This window comes from Streptacidiphilus rugosus AM-16, assembly GCF_000744655.1.
GTDB lineage: Bacteria > Actinomycetota > Actinomycetes > Streptomycetales > Streptomycetaceae > Streptacidiphilus > Streptacidiphilus rugosus.
On sequence record NZ_JQMJ01000004.1, the window covers coordinates 6,336,224 to 6,352,945 of the forward strand.

General features: G+C 69.9%; 13 protein-coding genes, 1 tRNA gene and 1 pseudogene. 7 read left to right on the forward strand and 8 right to left on the reverse strand.

Features of this window, described 5'->3' with window-relative positions:
* Window positions 1-3: 3 nt before the first annotated feature.
* From lysA to BS83_RS37645, 3 genes are all read right to left on the reverse strand, one after another.
* Window positions 4-1,401, reverse strand: coding sequence for a diaminopimelate decarboxylase (lysA, locus tag BS83_RS37635; protein ID WP_037607762.1), 1,398 nt, complete (start codon window positions 1,399-1,401; stop codon window positions 4-6).
* Between the two features lie 82 nt (window positions 1,402-1,483).
* Window positions 1,484-3,145, reverse strand: coding sequence for an arginine--tRNA ligase (gene argS / locus BS83_RS37640; protein WP_037607763.1), 1,662 nt, complete (start codon window positions 3,143-3,145; stop codon window positions 1,484-1,486).
* Window positions 3,146-3,237: 92 nt separating this feature from the next.
* Window positions 3,238-3,771, reverse strand: coding sequence for a response regulator (locus tag BS83_RS37645; protein WP_084714734.1), 534 nt, complete (start codon window positions 3,769-3,771; stop codon window positions 3,238-3,240).
* Between the two features lie 141 nt (window positions 3,772-3,912).
* On the opposite strand from BS83_RS37645, the gene BS83_RS37650 reads away from it, so the two are divergent.
* Window positions 3,913-3,984 (forward strand) — tRNA-Arg (locus BS83_RS37650).
* A gap of 79 nt (window positions 3,985-4,063) precedes the next feature.
* Here BS83_RS37650 and BS83_RS37655 read toward each other — a convergent pair.
* A pseudogene (locus BS83_RS37655) lies at window positions 4,064-4,978 on the reverse strand (tyrosine-type recombinase/integrase); the annotation flags it as partial.
* A 352-nt stretch (window positions 4,979-5,330) separates the two neighbouring features.
* Here BS83_RS37655 and BS83_RS37660 point away from each other — a divergent pair.
* Window positions 5,331-6,194, forward strand: a complete 864-nt coding sequence (locus BS83_RS37660) for a hypothetical protein (RefSeq protein WP_037607764.1) — start codon at window positions 5,331-5,333, stop codon at window positions 6,192-6,194.
* 983 nt (window positions 6,195-7,177) lie between these two features.
* Here BS83_RS37660 and BS83_RS37665 read toward each other — a convergent pair.
* Window positions 7,178-7,567, reverse strand: coding sequence for an LppU/SCO3897 family protein (locus tag BS83_RS37665; RefSeq protein ID WP_157597477.1), 390 nt, complete (start codon window positions 7,565-7,567; stop codon window positions 7,178-7,180).
* A 477-nt stretch (window positions 7,568-8,044) separates the two neighbouring features.
* Here BS83_RS37665 and BS83_RS37670 point away from each other — a divergent pair, with 477 nt between their 5' ends.
* The 3 genes from BS83_RS37670 (at window position 8,045) to BS83_RS37685 (ending at window position 13,112) form a co-directional block, all read left to right on the forward strand.
* Complete coding sequence (locus BS83_RS37670; RefSeq protein WP_037607766.1) at window positions 8,045-8,530, forward strand: hypothetical protein; 486 nt, start codon at window positions 8,045-8,047, stop codon at window positions 8,528-8,530.
* Window positions 8,531-9,239: 709 nt separating this feature from the next.
* Window positions 9,240-9,845, forward strand: coding sequence for a Uma2 family endonuclease (locus BS83_RS37680; protein WP_037607770.1), 606 nt, complete (start codon window positions 9,240-9,242; stop codon window positions 9,843-9,845).
* Window positions 9,846-9,977: 132 nt separating this feature from the next.
* On the forward strand, window positions 9,978-13,112 hold the full coding sequence (locus BS83_RS37685; protein ID WP_037607772.1) for a DUF3427 domain-containing protein: 3,135 nt from the start codon (window positions 9,978-9,980) through the stop codon (window positions 13,110-13,112).
* On the opposite strand, the gene BS83_RS37690 is transcribed toward BS83_RS37685, so the two are convergent.
* Both BS83_RS37690 and BS83_RS37695 read right to left on the reverse strand, forming a co-directional pair.
* Complete coding sequence (locus tag BS83_RS37690) at window positions 13,109-13,399, reverse strand: hypothetical protein (RefSeq protein ID WP_037607774.1); 291 nt, start codon at window positions 13,397-13,399, stop codon at window positions 13,109-13,111. The genes BS83_RS37685 and BS83_RS37690 overlap by 4 nt on opposite strands.
* A gap of 16 nt (window positions 13,400-13,415) precedes the next feature.
* Window positions 13,416-13,763, reverse strand: a complete 348-nt coding sequence (locus BS83_RS37695; RefSeq protein ID WP_051944849.1) for a YrdB family protein — start codon at window positions 13,761-13,763, stop codon at window positions 13,416-13,418.
* A 68-nt stretch (window positions 13,764-13,831) separates the two neighbouring features.
* On the opposite strand from BS83_RS37695, the gene BS83_RS37700 reads away from it, so the two are divergent.
* Both BS83_RS37700 and BS83_RS37705 read left to right on the forward strand, forming a co-directional pair.
* Window positions 13,832-14,278, forward strand: coding sequence for a MarR family winged helix-turn-helix transcriptional regulator (locus BS83_RS37700; protein ID WP_037607777.1), 447 nt, complete (start codon window positions 13,832-13,834; stop codon window positions 14,276-14,278).
* A gap of 97 nt (window positions 14,279-14,375) precedes the next feature.
* On the forward strand, window positions 14,376-14,906 hold the full coding sequence (locus BS83_RS37705) for a hypothetical protein (RefSeq protein WP_037607779.1): 531 nt from the start codon (window positions 14,376-14,378) through the stop codon (window positions 14,904-14,906).
* A gap of 55 nt (window positions 14,907-14,961) precedes the next feature.
* On the opposite strand, the gene BS83_RS37710 is transcribed toward BS83_RS37705, so the two are convergent.
* Window positions 14,962-16,638 carry an aromatic amino acid ammonia-lyase gene (locus BS83_RS37710; RefSeq protein WP_084714736.1) on the reverse strand — a complete coding sequence of 559 codons (1,677 nt, stop codon included), beginning with the start codon at window positions 16,636-16,638 and terminating at the stop codon, window positions 14,962-14,964.
* Window positions 16,639-16,722 lie beyond the last annotated feature (84 nt).

The following is a 16,722-nucleotide window of genomic DNA, read 5'->3' on the forward strand; positions in this document are numbered from 1 at the left end:
CGCTCAGCCCACGTCCAGGCGCAGCAGGTCCTCCTCCGTCTCGCGGCGCATGATCACGCGCGCCTGGCCGTCGCGCACCGCGACGACCGGGGGCTTGAGCGCATGGTTGTAGTTGCTGGCCATCGAGCGGCAGTACGCGCCCGTGGCAGGGACGGCGAGCAGGTCGCCCGGGGCGAGGTCCTCGGGAAGGAAGGCGTCGCGGACGACGATGTCGCCGGACTCGCAGTGCTTGCCGACGACGCGGCTCAGCATCGGCTCGGCGTCCGAGGTCCGGGAGACCAGCGCGACGCTGTACTCGGCGTCGTAGAGCGCGGTGCGGATGTTGTCCGACATGCCGCCGTCGACGCTGACGTAGGTGCGCAGGCCTTCGAGCGGCTTGATGGTGCCGACCTCGTAGAGCGTGAACGCGGTCGGGCCGACGATCGCGCGGCCCGGCTCCACCGAGAGACGCGGAACGGCCAGGCCCTCGGCCGCGCACTCGCGCCGCACGATCCCGGTGAGCGCGGTGGCGATCTCCTGCGGCTCACGCGGGTCGTCGTCGCTCGTGTAGGCGATGCCCAGGCCGCCGCCGAGGTCGATCTCCGGCAGTTCGACCCCGTGCTCGGCCTTGATCTCGGCGAGGAGCCCGACGACGCGGCGGGCGGCGACCTCGAAGCCGGCCATGTCGAAGATCTGTGAACCGATGTGCGAGTGGATGCCGACCAGCTCCACTCCGTCGAGCGTCAGCGCCCGGCGCACCGCCTCGGCGGCCTGGCCGCCGGTCAGCGAGAAGCCGAACTTCTGGTCCTCGTGCGCGGTGGCGATGAACTCGTGCGTGTGGGCCTCGACGCCGACGGTGACCCGGAGCAGGATCTTCTGCCGCACGCCCTGCTGGTCGGCGGCCCAGGCCAGCCTGACGAGCTCCTCGAAGGAGTCCACCACGACGTGCCCGATGCCGGCCTTGACGGCGTACTCCAGCTCGGCGACGGTCTTGTTGTTGCCGTGGAACGCGATCCGCTCCGGCGGCATGCCCGCGCTGAGCGCGACGGTCAGCTCGCCGCCGCTGCAGACGTCGACGTTCAGGCCCTCCTCGTGCAGCCAGCGGACGACCGCACGCGAGATGAAGGCCTTGCCCGCGTAGTAGACGTCCGCGTCGACGTGCGAGAACGCCTGCTGCCAGGCGCGGCAGCGGGTGCGGAAGTCCTCCTCGTCGAGGATGTACGCGGGGGTGCCGAACCGCTGCGCCAGCTCCCGGACGTCCAGCCCGGCGACGGTCACCGCGCCGGTCGCCTCGTCGCGGGTGACGGTCTGCGACCACACCTTCGGGTCGAGCAGGTTGAGATCGGCGGGCGGGGCGGCGTAGTGCCCCTCGGGCAGCACGTCACCGTGGCGCGGCCCGGCGGGGTGGGCGGAGCGGCTCATGTCTGACTCTCTCGTCTGTCAGTGCTTGCACAAAGGGCCCGAAACCGTCGACTCGTTGACGGTTTCGGGCCCCTCACGCCGACTACATGCGTTCGGGGGCGGACACACCCAACAGGTCGAGCCCGTTGGCGATGACCGTTCGGGTGGCCTCGAGCAGCCAGAGCCTGGCCCGCATCAGGTCGGTGACCTCTTCGTCGCCGCGCGGCAGGATCCGGCAGTTGTCGTAGAAGCGGTGGTAGTCCCCGGCCAGCTCCTCCAGGTACCGGGCGACCCGGTGCGGCGCGCGGAACTGGCCGGCCTCGGCCAGCTCGCCGGGGAACTCACCCAGACGGCCCAGGAGCTGGTTCTCCCACTCGGTGGCCAGGAGCTCGGGTTTGAACTGCTCCGCCGTGCCCTTGTCGATGCCCAGATCTGCCGCGTTGCGGGCGATGGAGGCCATGCGGGCGTGGGCGTACTGGACGTAGTAGACCGGGTTGTCCCTCGACTGCCTGGTGAGCACGTCGATGTCCAGCGTCAGCGTCGAGTCGGTGGGGACGCGGGCGAGAGAGTACCGGGCGGCGTCGACGCCGACCCAGTCGACGACGTCGTCGATCGTGATGATGTTGCCGGCGCGCTTGGACATGCGAACCTCTTCGCCGTCCTTGAGCATCTTCACGAACTGCCCGATCAGCACCTCGATGTTGTGCGTCGGGTCGTCGCCGGCGCAGGCGACGATCGCCTTGAGGCGGCCCACGTAGCCGTGGTGGTCGGCGCCCAGCATGTAGACGTTGACGTCGTTGCCGCGGTCGCGCTTGTTCAGGTAGTACGCGGCGTCCGAGGCGAAGTAGGTGGTGTCGCCGTCGGCCTTGATCAGGACGCGGTCCTTGTCGTCGCCGAAGTCGGTCGTGCGCAGCCAGACCGCGCCGTCCTTGTCGAAGACGTGGCCCTGCTCGCGCAGCCGCTCGACGGCCTTCTCCACGGCGCCGGAGTCGTGCAGCGACTTCTCGGAGAACCAGACGTCGAAGTGCGCGCCGAACTCGGCCATGGAGCGCTGGATCTCCGCGACCATGAGGCGCAGGCCCTCGGTGCGGAACCGCTCCAGCTGCGCCTCGTCGTCGAGGTCGAGGATGCCCGGGTTCTGCTTGACGATCTCGGCGGCGATGTCGGTGATGTACTCGCCGACGTAGCCGTCCTCGGGCACCGGGCGGCCGTTGGCGGCGGCGAGGAGCGAGCTGCCGAACTTGGAGATCTGCACGCCGGCGTCGTTGATGTAGTACTCGGTGGTGACGTCGGCCCCGCAGGCGCGCAGGATGCGGGCGAGCGAGTCGCCGACGGCGGCCCAGCGGACGCCGCCGATGTGGATCGGGCCGGTCGGGTTGGCGGAGACGAACTCCAGGTTGATCTTCAACCCGGCGAAGGCGTCGCCGTGCCCGTAGTGGGCGCCCTCGGCGACGATGGTCCGGGCGAGCTCGCCCTGCGTCGCGGTGTCGAGGGTGATGTTCAGGAAGCCCGGTCCGGCGATGTCGATCTTCGCGATCCCGGGCAGCTCTCGCAGGCGTGCGGCGACCAGCTCGGCCACCTGTCGCGGCGGCTTGCCGGCGGCCTTGGCCAGCTGGAGCGCGACGTTGACGGCGTAGTCGCCGTGGTCGCGGTTCTTGGGACGCTCGACGTTCACCGTCTCGGGGATGTCGACGGTCAGCTCGCCCGCCTCGACGGCGGCGCGAACGGCGTCCTGGACTGCCTGGGAAAGCTCTGCGGGTGTCACGGGGCAAGCCTAGGCGAGAGGGGCGAAATCCCTGGCATCAGTTCTGCCGAGTGAGACACGGCATCCCGACCGCGGATGCCGCCGCCCCACCCTCACAGCGTTCGCCGAGAGCGAACACTGTGCCGCCCTTCGCCGACCGCGTGCGCCGGGGCGACGCCCATGTCCGGATGCTCCGCGCGCTCGGCCGGCGCCGACTCCGCGTCCGCCCGCTCCGCCGTACGGTGACCCTCGCGGCGGTGGTCCTCACTGCGGCGCTCCTCCGCGAGCCGCCGCACCAGGGCGACAAGATCCATCGGCTCGAACGGCTTGGCGAGGTACCCGTCCACCCCGACGGACTCCCCGCGCTCAAGATCCAGCTGAGTGCAGGCGCTGACGATCGCTATCCGGAGATGGCTCGTCCGCGGATCGGCCCTCAACCGCGCCGCCGTCCGCAGCCCGTCCAGCCGGGGCATCACCACGTCCAACGTGATCACATCCGGCCGCACCGCATGCACCACGTCCAAACACTCGGCCCCGTCCGCGGCGGTCACCACCTGAAAGCCCTCGAGCTCCAGATTGACCCTGATCAGCTGACGGATCACCGCGCTGTCATCGACAACGAGCACCCGCCCCGACTCGCCTGACACATCACTGAGGGTATGCGCACCGTCCACCCTCCGTCCCCGTTTTCGGAACTTCCGCCGGAACCGGTGACGCGCCCTTCCGAAAACCCTGTGCACGAGCAGGGGGTGGGGACTGGTAGTGTTCTGCACGTCGCAAGACAGTGCGCCCCCGTAGCTCAGGGGATAGAGCACCGCCCTCCGGAGGCGGGTGCGTAGGTTCGAATCCTACCGGGGGCACTTCGCAGGAAACGCAACAAAAGCCCAGGTCAACCGGGATATCCGGTCCGCCTGGGCTTTCGTCGTTTCTGAGGCCCGATCAGGCCCGTGCCCCTTGCGTGCCCAACTCGTCGGGCGGGGTGCCCTTCTGACCCGGCTTGCGCCGCTTCGGGGCGAGCGCCTTGGTGATCGCGTCGCCGATGCCGTCAGCGATCAGCCGGTCCCGTTCCCCCCGCATGTGCTGGTAGCGCAGGGCCGCGTCCATGGTCGAGTGGCCCATCCGGTGCATCAGCTCACGGGTGCTCGCCCCGGCGTCGGCCGCCATGGCGTTGCCGAAGTGCCGCAGGTCGTGGAAGCGCACCTTGCGCACCTCGGCCTTGACCAGCGCGGCTGTCCACAGGTGGTGGAAGTTGCTCCGTCGCAGCAGGCCGGAACGCGGACCCACGAACACGCGGCCGTCCGGACCGTCCTCGGCGAACCAGCGCAGATGCGTCTCCACGTCTCGGGCGATGGGCTCGGGGAAGGCCACCGGCCGGACGCCGGCCGCACTCTTGGGCAGCTTTACCCGCAGGTCTCCGGTCGCGAGCTCCGCTTGGGCCTGACGGATCCGGATGATCCTGTGCTCCAGGTCGATGTCCGCCCGACGCAGCCCGGCCAGCTCCCCGAACCGGAGGCTGGCGAAGGCCGCCAGGAGCACCATGGCCCGGTACCGGGGCTGGATGGCCCCCGCCACGGCGTAGACCTCTTCCACCGTCAGCACAGGACGCTCCGGGGAGTTCTCCTCTCCCTCACCCTTGATCCGGCACGGGTTGCGTTGGATCAGCCCGTCGTCCAGGGCCGTGTTCAGGATGGCCCGGAGCACGCGGTACGCCTTGGCCACCGTCGCCTCACCCACGCCCTCCGCGAGCAGCCGCGAACGCCACGCCCGGACCCGAGCCGGGCTGAGCGCTGCCACGGGCCCCGCGCCGAAGGTCGGCTGGATGTGCATCCGGATCACGCCCTCGTAGCGCTCACGGTGGAACCGCCAAGGCCAAGCGCAAGCGTCACGCGGTGAGCCTTGGCGGCTCCTGGAGAACCCTGGCTCGGCAGAGCTGCCCGATCGAGGAGGTACCACCCCACTCAGGCCCGCAGCCTGGCGAAAGTGCCGCCGGATCAGAACGACTCCGGGCCGCTGGGCAGCCGGCAGAGTCTCCCCATTCGCGACGGCCCGGGGACGACGGCGCGGATGTGTGCCAGCCAATTCGGCAAAAACCCCACAGCGGGCGGCTCTACGTTGCACCGGCCAGCGGAGATGAGTATGCGTACTCAGGCGAAAGCGGGCCCTCATGAGCAAGACTCCGGCGCTGACGTAAGTGGAGGAGCGCATAGTGGCACTGTCGTCCCCACCAGACCCCAAGCGAAAAGGCAGCGGCTGCGCGATCTCCGTTGCCGCTGTCGCCCTGGCCGCCGTCCTGCTCATGGTCTGGGCCTACGTCAGCGTTCAGAACTGGATCAACCCGCCGCCGCCTGACGTCCACAAGATTGCCACGTCGGCGGATGTCGCGGGAGCTGACCAGACGGCTACCGTCCAGCTCAACAACACCTTGGCCGAGGTCCACACCACCATCCCGTGGATCGCCGCCGTCGGCCGAAGCGCTGACGACGTCTGCTCCACCAGTGACAACATCGCCTTCATCGGCGAGAAGCCGAAGTGGTCTCCCGTCAGCTGCATCCGCACCACAGCGTGGTTCGGGGCCTTCGACGGTGACCTTCCTCAACAACTAGCTCGGATCAACCAGGCGCTGAGCAAGGCCGGCTGGATGCCTCAGGGCACCCCTATGGACCAGCTCTTCCAGATCGATCAGGCCCATGCGGCGACCGCCTCCCCAACCCCCGGCCGACCACGGCTGGCCTACGCCTACGGGTCCTACTCGAACGGCGGTCAGGTCCTGAACATCGAGGTGACGCAACTTCCAGGCATGCCGTTCAGTGACATCCCCCAGGTTCGCCCCACGGCCACCCTTCCTGCCGAGACCCCGCTGAACGGGCCGAGCACATTCGACCGCGAGCACCAGTCCGTCTCCATCGCCAGCCTGACCCAGAAGGCCGGTGGCGGGAACCGCTACATCATTGGCGTTGAGCTCAACAGCCGGTACTACACGGCACCGGTCCCGAGCACATCGGCGCCAGCGGCACCGTCGCAGGGCACCGGATACGCCTGCCGCACCGGCAGTGCTTGTGTCGGCGGCTAAATTCGTCTGGGGCTTCGGCGACGCGCGATACGGTGCTGCCAGCACCAGGAGGGCAACCGACCGCCGTAGGCTTTCGCATCGAGGGGGTCAGAGTGCGCGGCCGGCACAGACAGGCTGCACTCTTGGCCATCGGCGAAGCCTGGTCGTCGGTTAGGTCCCGAGCCTGACTATCGGGCCGCCCCCGGACAGAACCAGGGATGCAGCTGCACTTCAGAGCTGGATGCCTCGTTGCCGACCGCGCACCTGGACGGTATCGAGCACGACTGACAGCCACGAGTGCAGCCTCTCCCGCAGACCTACCGGCGCAATTCCGTCTGATCGAGCAAGATCCGGACCAGTGACGGACCAGCGCTTGGAACCCGGCACGCGGGACTGCCTCTGTCGCAGGTCAGAGGTCCGGGGCAGGTCACATGCCGAGCCGACTGTAAAGCCGCTCAGCAACTTGCCTCAGCGGGCCTCAGGAGCTGGCCAAGCCTCCAATACGTGATTACCCCATCCGCGCGCTGCGATCATCGGAGCCAGCCGTTCGAGCAGCTTCTCGGGCACGGGACGCCCTCCGTTCGCGCGCTCCGAATTCGGTGGCACACGTGGCCCAGGAAGTTGTCCAGGTGCAGATCTGTCCAGCCCTCGAAGAGGGCGAGATCCGCAGCCACCCCGAAGACAGGCCGTTCGCTCTCGTTCGACACGTCAGGCATCCAAGCCGAAGAGTCGCCGTGCCACAACCGTGCCAGAAGGAGCGGGGAATCAGAGGCACTGGCGGCGACGGGCGGGCTACTGACATGCGGAAGGCCCTGGACCGTTCTTGCTGGTCACAGGGCCTTCCGACTTCCACGTGGCGGGTGCAGGGTTCGAACCTGCGTAGCTTGCGCGACAGATTTACAGCCTGTCACAGGCTGCTCGATCGAAAGGAGGCTGTGACACGCGCGCTTCGGCAGGGCGGAGGCCCAGCAGTCTGCGCCCTGCAACCTTCACCCTGAGACTGCCTACTGGTTCTTGCCGAGGCAGAGCACCACGTTCGTGCCCCCAGTCTCGGTGTACCAGGCCACCACGCCAGGAACGTTCTTGCACTCGTCGCTGCTGCCGGAGTCCTCCTTCAGGACCTTGTACGCGGCCTTGGGGTTCGTGCAACCGATGACGTGGACATCGGGATTCGTGTCCGTGCCGCTGACCTGGACGCAGTCACCGACGCTGGCCGAGGCCGGCGCGCCGGTCACCTTGTCGTAGACCAACCAACCCACGAGAAGAATCAGCCCGATACCGAGACGAATCATCAACTTCTTGGCGAAGATGGCGAACTTCTTGGGCGGCTGCGGCGCGGGAGCCTGCGGGGGTGCGGGGTAGGTGGAGTCTTGGTATGTGGGGGTTGTTGTCACTGGTTCCTCGCAGGTCAGCCACGGCGGGCGGGAATGAGCCCGGGCAGGCTAGCGATCAAAATGAGTTCGCTCCGGCTCTGAGATGAAACTGAGGCCGCGTCGCATTTGCATCGTGATCAAATTGCGTCGGCGGGGGCCTGTACTGTACTGCCGCTCCAAGGAGCAGAGGGCTTTGAAGCCGTCGGCGTACAGCACGGAAGTACCGCAACCGCGTCGCTCTTGGCTGATCGCAGCCGACCGCAGGAGCCTCGTTGAACGGGACAGGAGACCACAGCGATCGAACTGCCGGTAGTTCGCATCGAGAGGGTCAGCGCGCGGCCGGCACAGACAGGCTGCACTCTTGGCCATCGGCGAAGCCTGGTCGTCGGTTAGGTCCCCGCCTGACTCTCGGGCCACCCCCAGACAGACCCTAGGGTCCACAAGGCCTGATAGAACCCGCGGCCTGCTGGCCCCGCCCGAGCCCACAGGAGAGCAACCTTGAATGTCCTCGCGGTGACCGGACATGTGGACCCCTCGTCCGAGCCCTTCGTCCGCGCCGAGTTCGCGAGCCTGCTGGCCGCCCTGGCCGTCGATGACCCGCTCGACGGCTGGTGCTGCATCGCGGAGGGCGTCGGCAGCATCTTCGCCGAGGAGTTGCTCGCTGCCGGCGGTCGCCTGCACATCGTCATGCCTTCCGAGGACTACCGCGAGACCACGGTGGAGCCCGGCCACGCCGAGACGTTTGACCGGCTGGTCGCCAGTGCCGTCGAGGTCGTCACACTGCCGCACGCCACCGTCAGCCGCGAGGCGTACGGGGACGCGAACCGGCTCCTGCTGGAGCGTGCCAGCGGGCTCGTCGCCGTGTGGGACGGGGAGCGGTCGAGCGAGAAAGGCGATGCGGGCGACATGGTGACGCAGGCTGAGGCGGCCTGGCGCGGCGTGTTTCGGATATGGCCAGGCAGGCCGTGGGGCACACCCGTGTAGCGCAGCGCCACCGGCACTCGGGGCGGTTCGGTTGGGCCGTCTCTGGGCCGTCCGACATCAACCAGCAGTACTCGACAATAACAAGGCCGACCACGTCTCCGCAGGTCAGGGACCATGGTCGGCGTCCGCGTCGCAGGCCGAAGGACCGGCCGGTCAGAACTTGTTCAGCTGATCAAAGCGCGATCGGTTGGTACGCGCGCGCCCGCTCGACTACCTGCCGCGCCGTAGGTTGGGGATCTTTCGACCAAAAGACCAGATCCGAGACATATCCGGGTGTACAGCTCGCTACCCGAGCTACCTGCAAACACAGCTCGTACGCCTCGGCATCGTCCGCGTAGTCGCCGTCCATGATCCGCTGCACGACACGGATCAGTTCTCCGTCGGCCTCTGGCTCCCTCACACGCGCATCCAAGCTGTTACGTCGGCGTGCCACAACCGTGCCAGTACGGCCGATACAGCACGGGGAATCGCGGGGACCTTCGGAACCCAGCCCTGAGAGCCTCCAAGGCCGCATTTGCGCAGGTCGGTGCACTTCGCAGGAAGCGCACACTCAAGGCTCAGCTCGGCGGTCTCCCGCACAGCTGGGCCTTTGTCATGTCTGACACGCGGTCAACACGAAGCGCGGCCGCTCACACCTTGGCGGGATCACCGACGAAGTCCCGGCGCTAGCCTGAGGTCAACGGCGAGACTCCGTCCCATGGGAGCTTCGATGAGCGTCCGACCCGAGGCGTCCGACCACCACTGGCCCATCCCGCCGGCCGGCGGATGGACGGCCGACGACCTGGATCGAATCCCCCGACTGCCTCCCCACACGGAGCTGATCGACGGGAGTCTCGTCTTCGCGAGTCCGCAGACCGTCTTCCACACGCGGGCGCTGAGCTTCTTCGAACGGCACCTGGACGCAGCCGCCCCGCCGCATCTCGAGGTGCTGCGGGAGTTCTCGATCGACATCGATCCGCAGAACCGCCCGGAACCCGACGTCGTGATCGTCCTCGGCGACGCGATCGCCGGGCCGGGGCAGACCCGTCTCCCGGCGGAAGCGGTGAAGCTGGCCCTTGAGGTCGTCTCCCCCGAGTCCAGGTCCCGCGACCGGGAGACAAAGCCCGTGAAGTACGCGCGGGCCGGGATCCGGCACTACTGGCGGGTCGAGAACGACGAGGGTCGCGCCGTGGTCTACGTCTTCGAGCTCGAGCCCGTCAGCCGGACCTACGCGCCGACGGGCATCTTCCGTGACCGCCTGAAGACGTCGGTGCCCTACCCGCTGGATCTCGACCTCACCGAGATCACCGCTCGACGCGTCGCCCCGGAGGGGTAGCCGGCAGTCGTCCCGCTCGCTCGGATGCTGCGGGCTGCGCATGGGCATTGACGGGCAGTCAGTTCGCACCCGGCTGCGGTCCCGCCAACCCGAAACGGATCACGGCGTATCGCCGGCGGGTATCGTACCGGCGTGACCCAACCACTCTCCGCCGGCCTGTACGAACACGTCGTGACCGAGGCCCTGGCTCGACTCCTGAAGGAGCCGACGGAGCAGGGGCGTGTGTTGCGGGAGCCGCTCGACCCGGAGGACGCGCCGGAGATATTCGGTCGATACGTCGGCGCCCTGGTTCGGCAGGCGCTGCGGGCGCACAGCAAGGCCGAAGGAAACCGCAGCGATGCACTGGCCCGCCAGGTGGCCACGGTGAATCGCATCGTCCATCTTCTCGGAGATCTGGCCCCTGATCAGGCGGGCGGCGGAGCCATGATCGCGGCAGCCCAGGAACTGCTGCTCGCCGTCTCGGCGAAGGCGGGCCTGCCCGGCGAGACCGTCTTTCCTCCGCGACCCACCGTGTCGCTCGCCACGAGCGCGCTGTTCGCCAACCGGGGCCGCGAGCGGATCGGGCACGCGCTCGAACGGGAGATCCGCTCGGCCGACCGGATCGATCTGATCTGCGCCTTCATCAAGTGGTCCGGACTGCGGCTGCTGCGCGAGCCCTTGGCCGAACTCACGGCTCGCGGGGGGCGTCTGCGCGTCATCACGACGACGTACATGGGCGCCTCCGATCAGCGGGCCATCGACGAACTCACCCGGCTCGGCGCGGACGTCAAGATCTCCTACGAAACCCAGGCCACCCGGCTGCACGCGAAGGCCTGGCACTTCCACCGTGCGTCGGGCACCTCCACCGCCTACGTGGGCTCCTCCAACATGTCGCGCCCTGCCTTGACCGACGGCATCGAGTGGAACGTCCGGTTCTCCGAGATCGAGTCCTCGAATCTGATGCCCGCCTTCACGGACACGTTCGAGTCCTACTGGGAGGATCCGGAGTTCGAGCGCTACGACCCCGAGAGTCCGGAGCTGCAGCACCGGCTGGGCGAGGCTCTGAAGCTGGAGCGGAGAGGGCCCAGCCGGCTTCCGCTCGACCTGGCACTGTTCGACATCACTGCGCATCCGCACCAACAGCAGGTGCTGGACGAGCTGAGCGCAGAACGGGATCTGCACGGCCACCACCGGAACCTCGTCGTCATGGCGACGGGCACCGGCAAAACAGTGGTCGCCGCACTCGACTACCGCCGTCTTCGCGCCGAGGGCAAGGTGGACAGCCTGCTGTTCGTGGCACACCGCAAGGAGATCCTCGACCAGAGTCGGTCCATCTTCCGGCATGTGCTGAAAGACCCCGCCTTCGGCGAGCAGTACGTGGGAGGACAACGTCCCGAGCGCTGGCGTCATGTCTTCGCCTCGGTCCAGTCGCTCGCCACCGTCGACCTGGACGACCTGCACCCCGAGCAGTTCGACATGGTCATCGTCGACGAGTTCCATCACGCCACCGCCACCACCTACGCCCGGCTGCTGGACCACATCCAGCCCGGCGAACTACTCGGGTTGACGGCGACACCCGAGCGGACCGACCAGGCCGACATCACGCGCTGGTTCGGCGGACGCACCGCCGTGGACCTGCGGCTGTGGGAGGCGATCGAGCGCGGGCTGCTGGTGCCCTTCCACTACTTCGGCATCAACGACGAGACGGACCTCGCCAGGCTGCGCTTCTCCCGGCGCGGCGGTTACGACACCGCGGCGCTCACCTCCCTCTACACCGGCGACGACGCGAGGGTGCGGTTGGTCCTGGCCGCTGTGGAACGGCACGTGCTCGACGCCCGGCAGATGCGGGCCATCGGATTCTGCGTGTCGATCGAGCACGCAGAGTTCATGGCTGCGCGCTTCGATGCCGCAGGCATCCCGGCCCGCGCCATCACCTCCAGGTCCGTCGACGGCGAACGAGAGGGCGCGCTGTCCGCGCTGAAGGACGGTGACGTGAACATCCTGTTCACCGTCGACCTGTTCAACGAGGGTGTCGACGTGCCGACCGTGGACACCGTCCTGTTTCTGCGCCCGACGGAGAGCTCGACCGTCTTCCTGCAGCAGCTCGGCCGCGGTCTGCGCCGCGCACCCCACAAGGAGGCGCTGACCGTGCTCGACTTCATCGGCGCCCAGCACGCGGAATTCCGCTTCGAACCGAAGTTTCGCGCCCTGTCGGCCGGCAGCAGGGCTCACGCGCTTAGAGCCGTTCAGGAGGACTTCCCGTCACTGCCCTCGGGATGCGCCGTACAACTCGACCCGGTTGCCCGTCGCGTGGTCCTCGACAACCTCAGGGCGAGTGTCAACCCGCGCTGGGCGAGGACGGTCGCGGAACTGCGCGGACACGAAGACTGGACGCTTGAGCGGTTTCTCGAGGAGACCGCGATCCCCTTGGAGGACGTGTACCGGCCCAAGGACGGAACGTGGACCGGCCTGCGTCGGGCCGCCGCGTTCAGCCTGCCCGAAGCGGGCCCCATGGACGGCAGGCTGGACGGCGCTCTCCGCCGCATGCTGCACACCGACGACCTCGAACGGCTCGACCTTTTGGGCGCTCTGGCCGAGAACGGCGCTCCGCGTTCCGACCCCGGTGATCCGCGGACCCTCCGGCTCCTGGCGATGGCCAACACCATGCTGTGGGACGACCCGTTTTCCGGCGACACTCCGCTGGAGCACGCGCTGCGACTGCTGGTCGCGGAGCAGCGGCGCGTCTCGGAGCTGCGGGAGTTGGTTCCGGTGCTCCGCCGCCGGATGCACAGGTTGACCCGCCCGGTGCAGCCGGGCGGCCCCGTCCCGCTGCACGTTCACGCCCACTACAGCCGCGCCGAGGCGGTGGCGGCCTTCGGTGGCCGGTACCGCGGTCAGCCGACCGGTGTGGAGTGGTTCCCCGACGCCAAGGCTGATGCCTTCTTCGTGACTCTGGTGAAGTCGGAGCACCACTTCTCGGAGTCCACGCGCTATGAGGACCGAGTGGTGACACCGACCTTGTTCCAGTGGGAGACCCAGGGGCGGACGTCCGCCTCCTCGCCGGAGGGCCAGCGCTACATCCATCACGAGGAGCGTGGGTCGAGCCTGCACCTGTTCGTGCGGGAGACGAAGAAGGCCGACGGCAAGCTGGGGGCACCGCCGTTCCTCTACCTCGGGCCGGCCACGTACGAGGGCCATGTGAACGACCGCCCGATGCGGATCAGCCTGCGACTGGCGCACCCGCTGCCCCTGGACGTCTACACACGCTTCGCCGAGCTGAGCCGTTAGACGCCCGCGCTGCGCGCTCTGCGGCGGCGACGCCACCTGACCGCCGCGCCGGTGACGCAGGCCGTCGCAAGTACGGCGATCAGCGCCCACGCGCCGTCACGCGGCAGCCACACCGCGGACGTGACCACTCCGGTGAACGTCACAAGCCAGACGGAGAAGGCCAGCAGCGGCCGCTTCAGGGCGAAGGCCAGGACTCGTTTGTCGGCCTTCGGCGCAGTCTCGTTGATGAGGACCTCCGGGTCATCGCGTCTGCTGCTCGCTGGCGGCAGGACGGGATCGTAGAGCACGCGAGGGTCAGCAGGGTCAGATGTGCCCGATGGCCGTGCTGAGCGCGAGCGCACCGGCGAAGGCGGCAGCCAGTGTGCGGCGGCGCGCCGGCGGGGCCGCGGCGAAGAGGGCCGCGAGGCCGGCGGCGTACCAGGCGAGCTCGACCGCGGCGCGGGCGGGGCCGTGGAGGGGGTGGGCGGCGGCCGGGGCGCAGAAGGTGCCCCAGACGGTGGCGAGGAGGGTGACCGCCGCGAGCGCGGTGAGCGGTTTGAGCCGGCGGCGGCCGGTGCGGGTCCACGCGCACCAGGCGGCCGAGGCGTAGACGGCGAGTTCGAGCAGCAGGGCGAGGAGCAGGTTGGCGTCCTTGACGGCGGTCCAGAGCATGGCGACTCTCACTTCTCTCTTCAAATCATTCGAGCTGTGAACGATATTTTCAATGTATCGTTCTCGATGTGACTGATGTCAAGGGAACCGGGCTGCCGTCCACCGCCGTCTTCCAGCTCGGCACGCTCGGTGCCGTCGCGGAAGCTCGATTCGCCCGCGCCGTCGAGGAGTTGGGGCTCAAGCCCAAGCACGCCGGGTTGATGACGGCGCTGGCCGCGGTCGCCGCGGAGTCGCAGCAGGAGCTGGCGGCGCGGCTGGGTGTGGCGCCGAGCCTCGTGGTGAGCCTGGCGGACCAGCTCGAAGCGCTCGGCGCGGTGCGGCGGACGCGGGACCCGAACGACCGCCGGCGGCAGGTGCTCACCCTGACCGAGACGGGACACGCGCTGCTGGCGCGCTGCGAAGCGCTCGCGCACACCCTGGACGACGAGCTGCTCGCGGACCTGACGCCGGATCAGCGGGCGGCACTCGCGGAGGCGCTCGGCATCGTGGCGCAGGGGGGCCGCGGGCCGCGGTGAGCCTCAGCGGCCCGGCTGTGGGCTGCCGTCGCGTGGAACCGTGGCGGCCGGGTCTGCGTCACCCTTCCGCAAGAGATCGAAGGGCGGGGGTGCGGGAATGCGACGGCGGCAGGGATTCGGCCATCGCCGGGGCGGTGGCACGGGGATCGCCGCGGTCGCGGCCGTCGTCGCGATGGGCGTCGCGGGCCTGAGCGGGTGCGCAGCGCGTTCCGGGCCCGAGCCGGTCGGGGATCCGGATCCGGGCCATCGGCTGCTCGCGGCGGTACAGCCGGTGCTGTCCGTGGTGCCGCCCGGCGCGCAGGTGGCGATGAAGCAGAGCGTCGAGCCGTACTGGGACTCGTGCGACGGGGTCGAGTCGACCTACGGCTGGGATCCGGTCACGGTCCTCGTCACCTTCGGGGGCGGAGGTTCGGCGGACCAGGTCGCCGACCACGTGCGGACGGCCATGCAGAACCTGGGCTGGGAGGCCGACGAAGGCCCTGTCGGCCCCGGCGGGTCCTGGCACAAGTCGCTGCCCGGTGGCGGCATGGCCTCGGCGCAGCTGACCCACGGACCGGGCGACTCTCCGCCCGACTGGATGCTGCAGGCGACCGCGCCCCCGGCCGCGCAGCCGTCGCAGGGCTGCTGAGCACCGGGCCGCTCGGCACAGGGCTGCCGGGCACGGGGCGAGGCCGTCTCCGGCCTCAGGCGGTCAGCAGGTCCGCCGCCGCGGTGACCGCGCCGGTGAGGTTGCGGTCGGCGACGGTGGGGTCGAGCACCGAGTCGGCGTGGTCGTAGAACGCCCGGAGTTCGCCGTCGCCGGAGGGGGCGAGGCCGCGGAGGCGGAGGGCGCGGACCGCGGCGAGGAGTTCGCAGGCCAGCACGAGCCGGAAGGGTTCGACGGAGTCGAGCAGCCGCCGGGCGCCCGTGGAGGCGAAGCTCGCGTGCTCCTCGACGCCGCGGGAGAGGACCGCGTGGCCGAGGGTGACCGGCTGGGCGAAGGCGCGGAGCTCGGCCAGGGCGGACTGGGCCGCATACTCGGTGATCATGATGCCGCTGCTGCCGTGGACGTCGGCGGCGAGGTAGGGGGCGAGGCCGGTGAACGCCGGCTCGACCAGGACGCCGAGGCGAGCCGTCGACAGCTGGGCGGTGCCCAGCAGGGCGAGCCTGAACTGGTCGCCGGCCAGGGCGAGTCCGGCCTGGTGGAAGCCGCCGTGGTGGTGGTAGTCCAGCCCGTCGGCGTCGAGCAGCGGGTTCTCGGCGGCGGCGTTGAGCTCGACGCCGAGGATGCGGTCGAGCGCCTCGGCCGCCTCCAGCGCCGCGCCGTGGACCTGGGGCAGGCAGCGCAGGCCGAAGGGGTCCTGGACGAGCGGGGCCTCCCAGTCCGCGTCCGCGAGCAGCGTGCGCATCCGGGCGGCGAGACGGGTGGCGCCCGGGTGCGGGCGTCGGGCGTGGACCTGGGCGGCGTACGACTCCGCGGAGCCGCGGACGGCGGTCAGGGTCAGCGCGGCCACGAGCGGCAGCCGGTCCAGCAGCCGTGCCAGATCGGTGGCGGCGAGCGCGGTCTGGCCGATCGTCAGGGCGCTGCTGGACATCAGCGGGAGCGCGTCCCAGTGGGTCAGCACGACGGGTGCGGGCGGCGGCGTCCACGGGTCGCCGCCCGACCAGGGCAGTTCGCCGGCGAGAGTGAGGCCCAGCTCCCCGAGCGCGGAGAGGTCGGCGGTGCCCACGGCTCCGTAGGCGTGCAGGGTCGGGACGTGGCCGGAGGCGAGGGCGTCGGCGATCCGGTCGACGACGTCGAGGCCGAGGGCGGATCCCGCGCCGAGCAGCTGGTTGAGCCGGACGGCGAGCATGGCGCGCGCCTGCTCGTCCGGCACCACCGGGCCGATGCCGCCGCTGTGGCTGCGCAGCAGGTTCATGCCGAACGCGTCGGCGGCGGAGGCGGGCACATCGGTGGTCCGGTTGGCGCCGACGCCGGTGGTGTGCCCGTAGACCCGCTTGCGCGCGGTGGCGCGGAGTGCGGCGTCGCGGGCGCCGGCGACCCGGTCCCGAGCCGTGGCGTCGACGGCGGGACGCAGGGTGCGGCGGGCGAGGGCGGCGACGTCGGCGGGGGTGAGCGCGTCTCCGGTGAGCGTGAGCACGCGGGCCTGCCCGGCCGGGGCGGCCGGGGCGGCCGCCTGCGCGCCGACCGGAGCGCCGGCCGGGGTCCGGGCCGGGGTCTCGGCCGGAAGGTCGGCCGGGGTCCGGGCCGGGGTCCGGGCCGGGGTCTCGGCCGGAAGGTCGGCCGGGGTCCGGGCCGGGGTCCGGGCCGGGGTCTCGGCCGGAAGGTCGGCCGGGGTCCGGGCCGGCGGTATGGGCAACGGGACGGCGTCGGTGCGCATGGAGGTCCTGTGGGAGAACGGCGGAGGCGGCGTGAGCGTGTCGCACCATTCAGCGGCGCGAACGGCTCCCTGCGCAACCGTCGT

Coding starts and splice junctions, on each gene's coding strand:
- BS83_RS37695 (WP_051944849.1), bottom strand. CDS start 13,763: ATGCTCTGGACCGCCGTCAAGGACGCCAACCTGCTCCTCGCCCTGCTG.
- BS83_RS37705 (WP_037607779.1), top strand. CDS start 14,376: ATGCGACGGCGGCAGGGATTCGGCCATCGCCGGGGCGGTGGCACGGGG.
- lysA (WP_037607762.1), bottom strand. CDS start 1,401: ATGAGCCGCTCCGCCCACCCCGCCGGGCCGCGCCACGGTGACGTGCTG.
- BS83_RS37710 (WP_084714736.1), bottom strand. CDS start 16,638: ATGCGCACCGACGCCGTCCCGTTGCCCATACCGCCGGCCCGGACCCCG.
- BS83_RS37680 (WP_037607770.1), top strand. CDS start 9,240: ATGAGCGTCCGACCCGAGGCGTCCGACCACCACTGGCCCATCCCGCCG.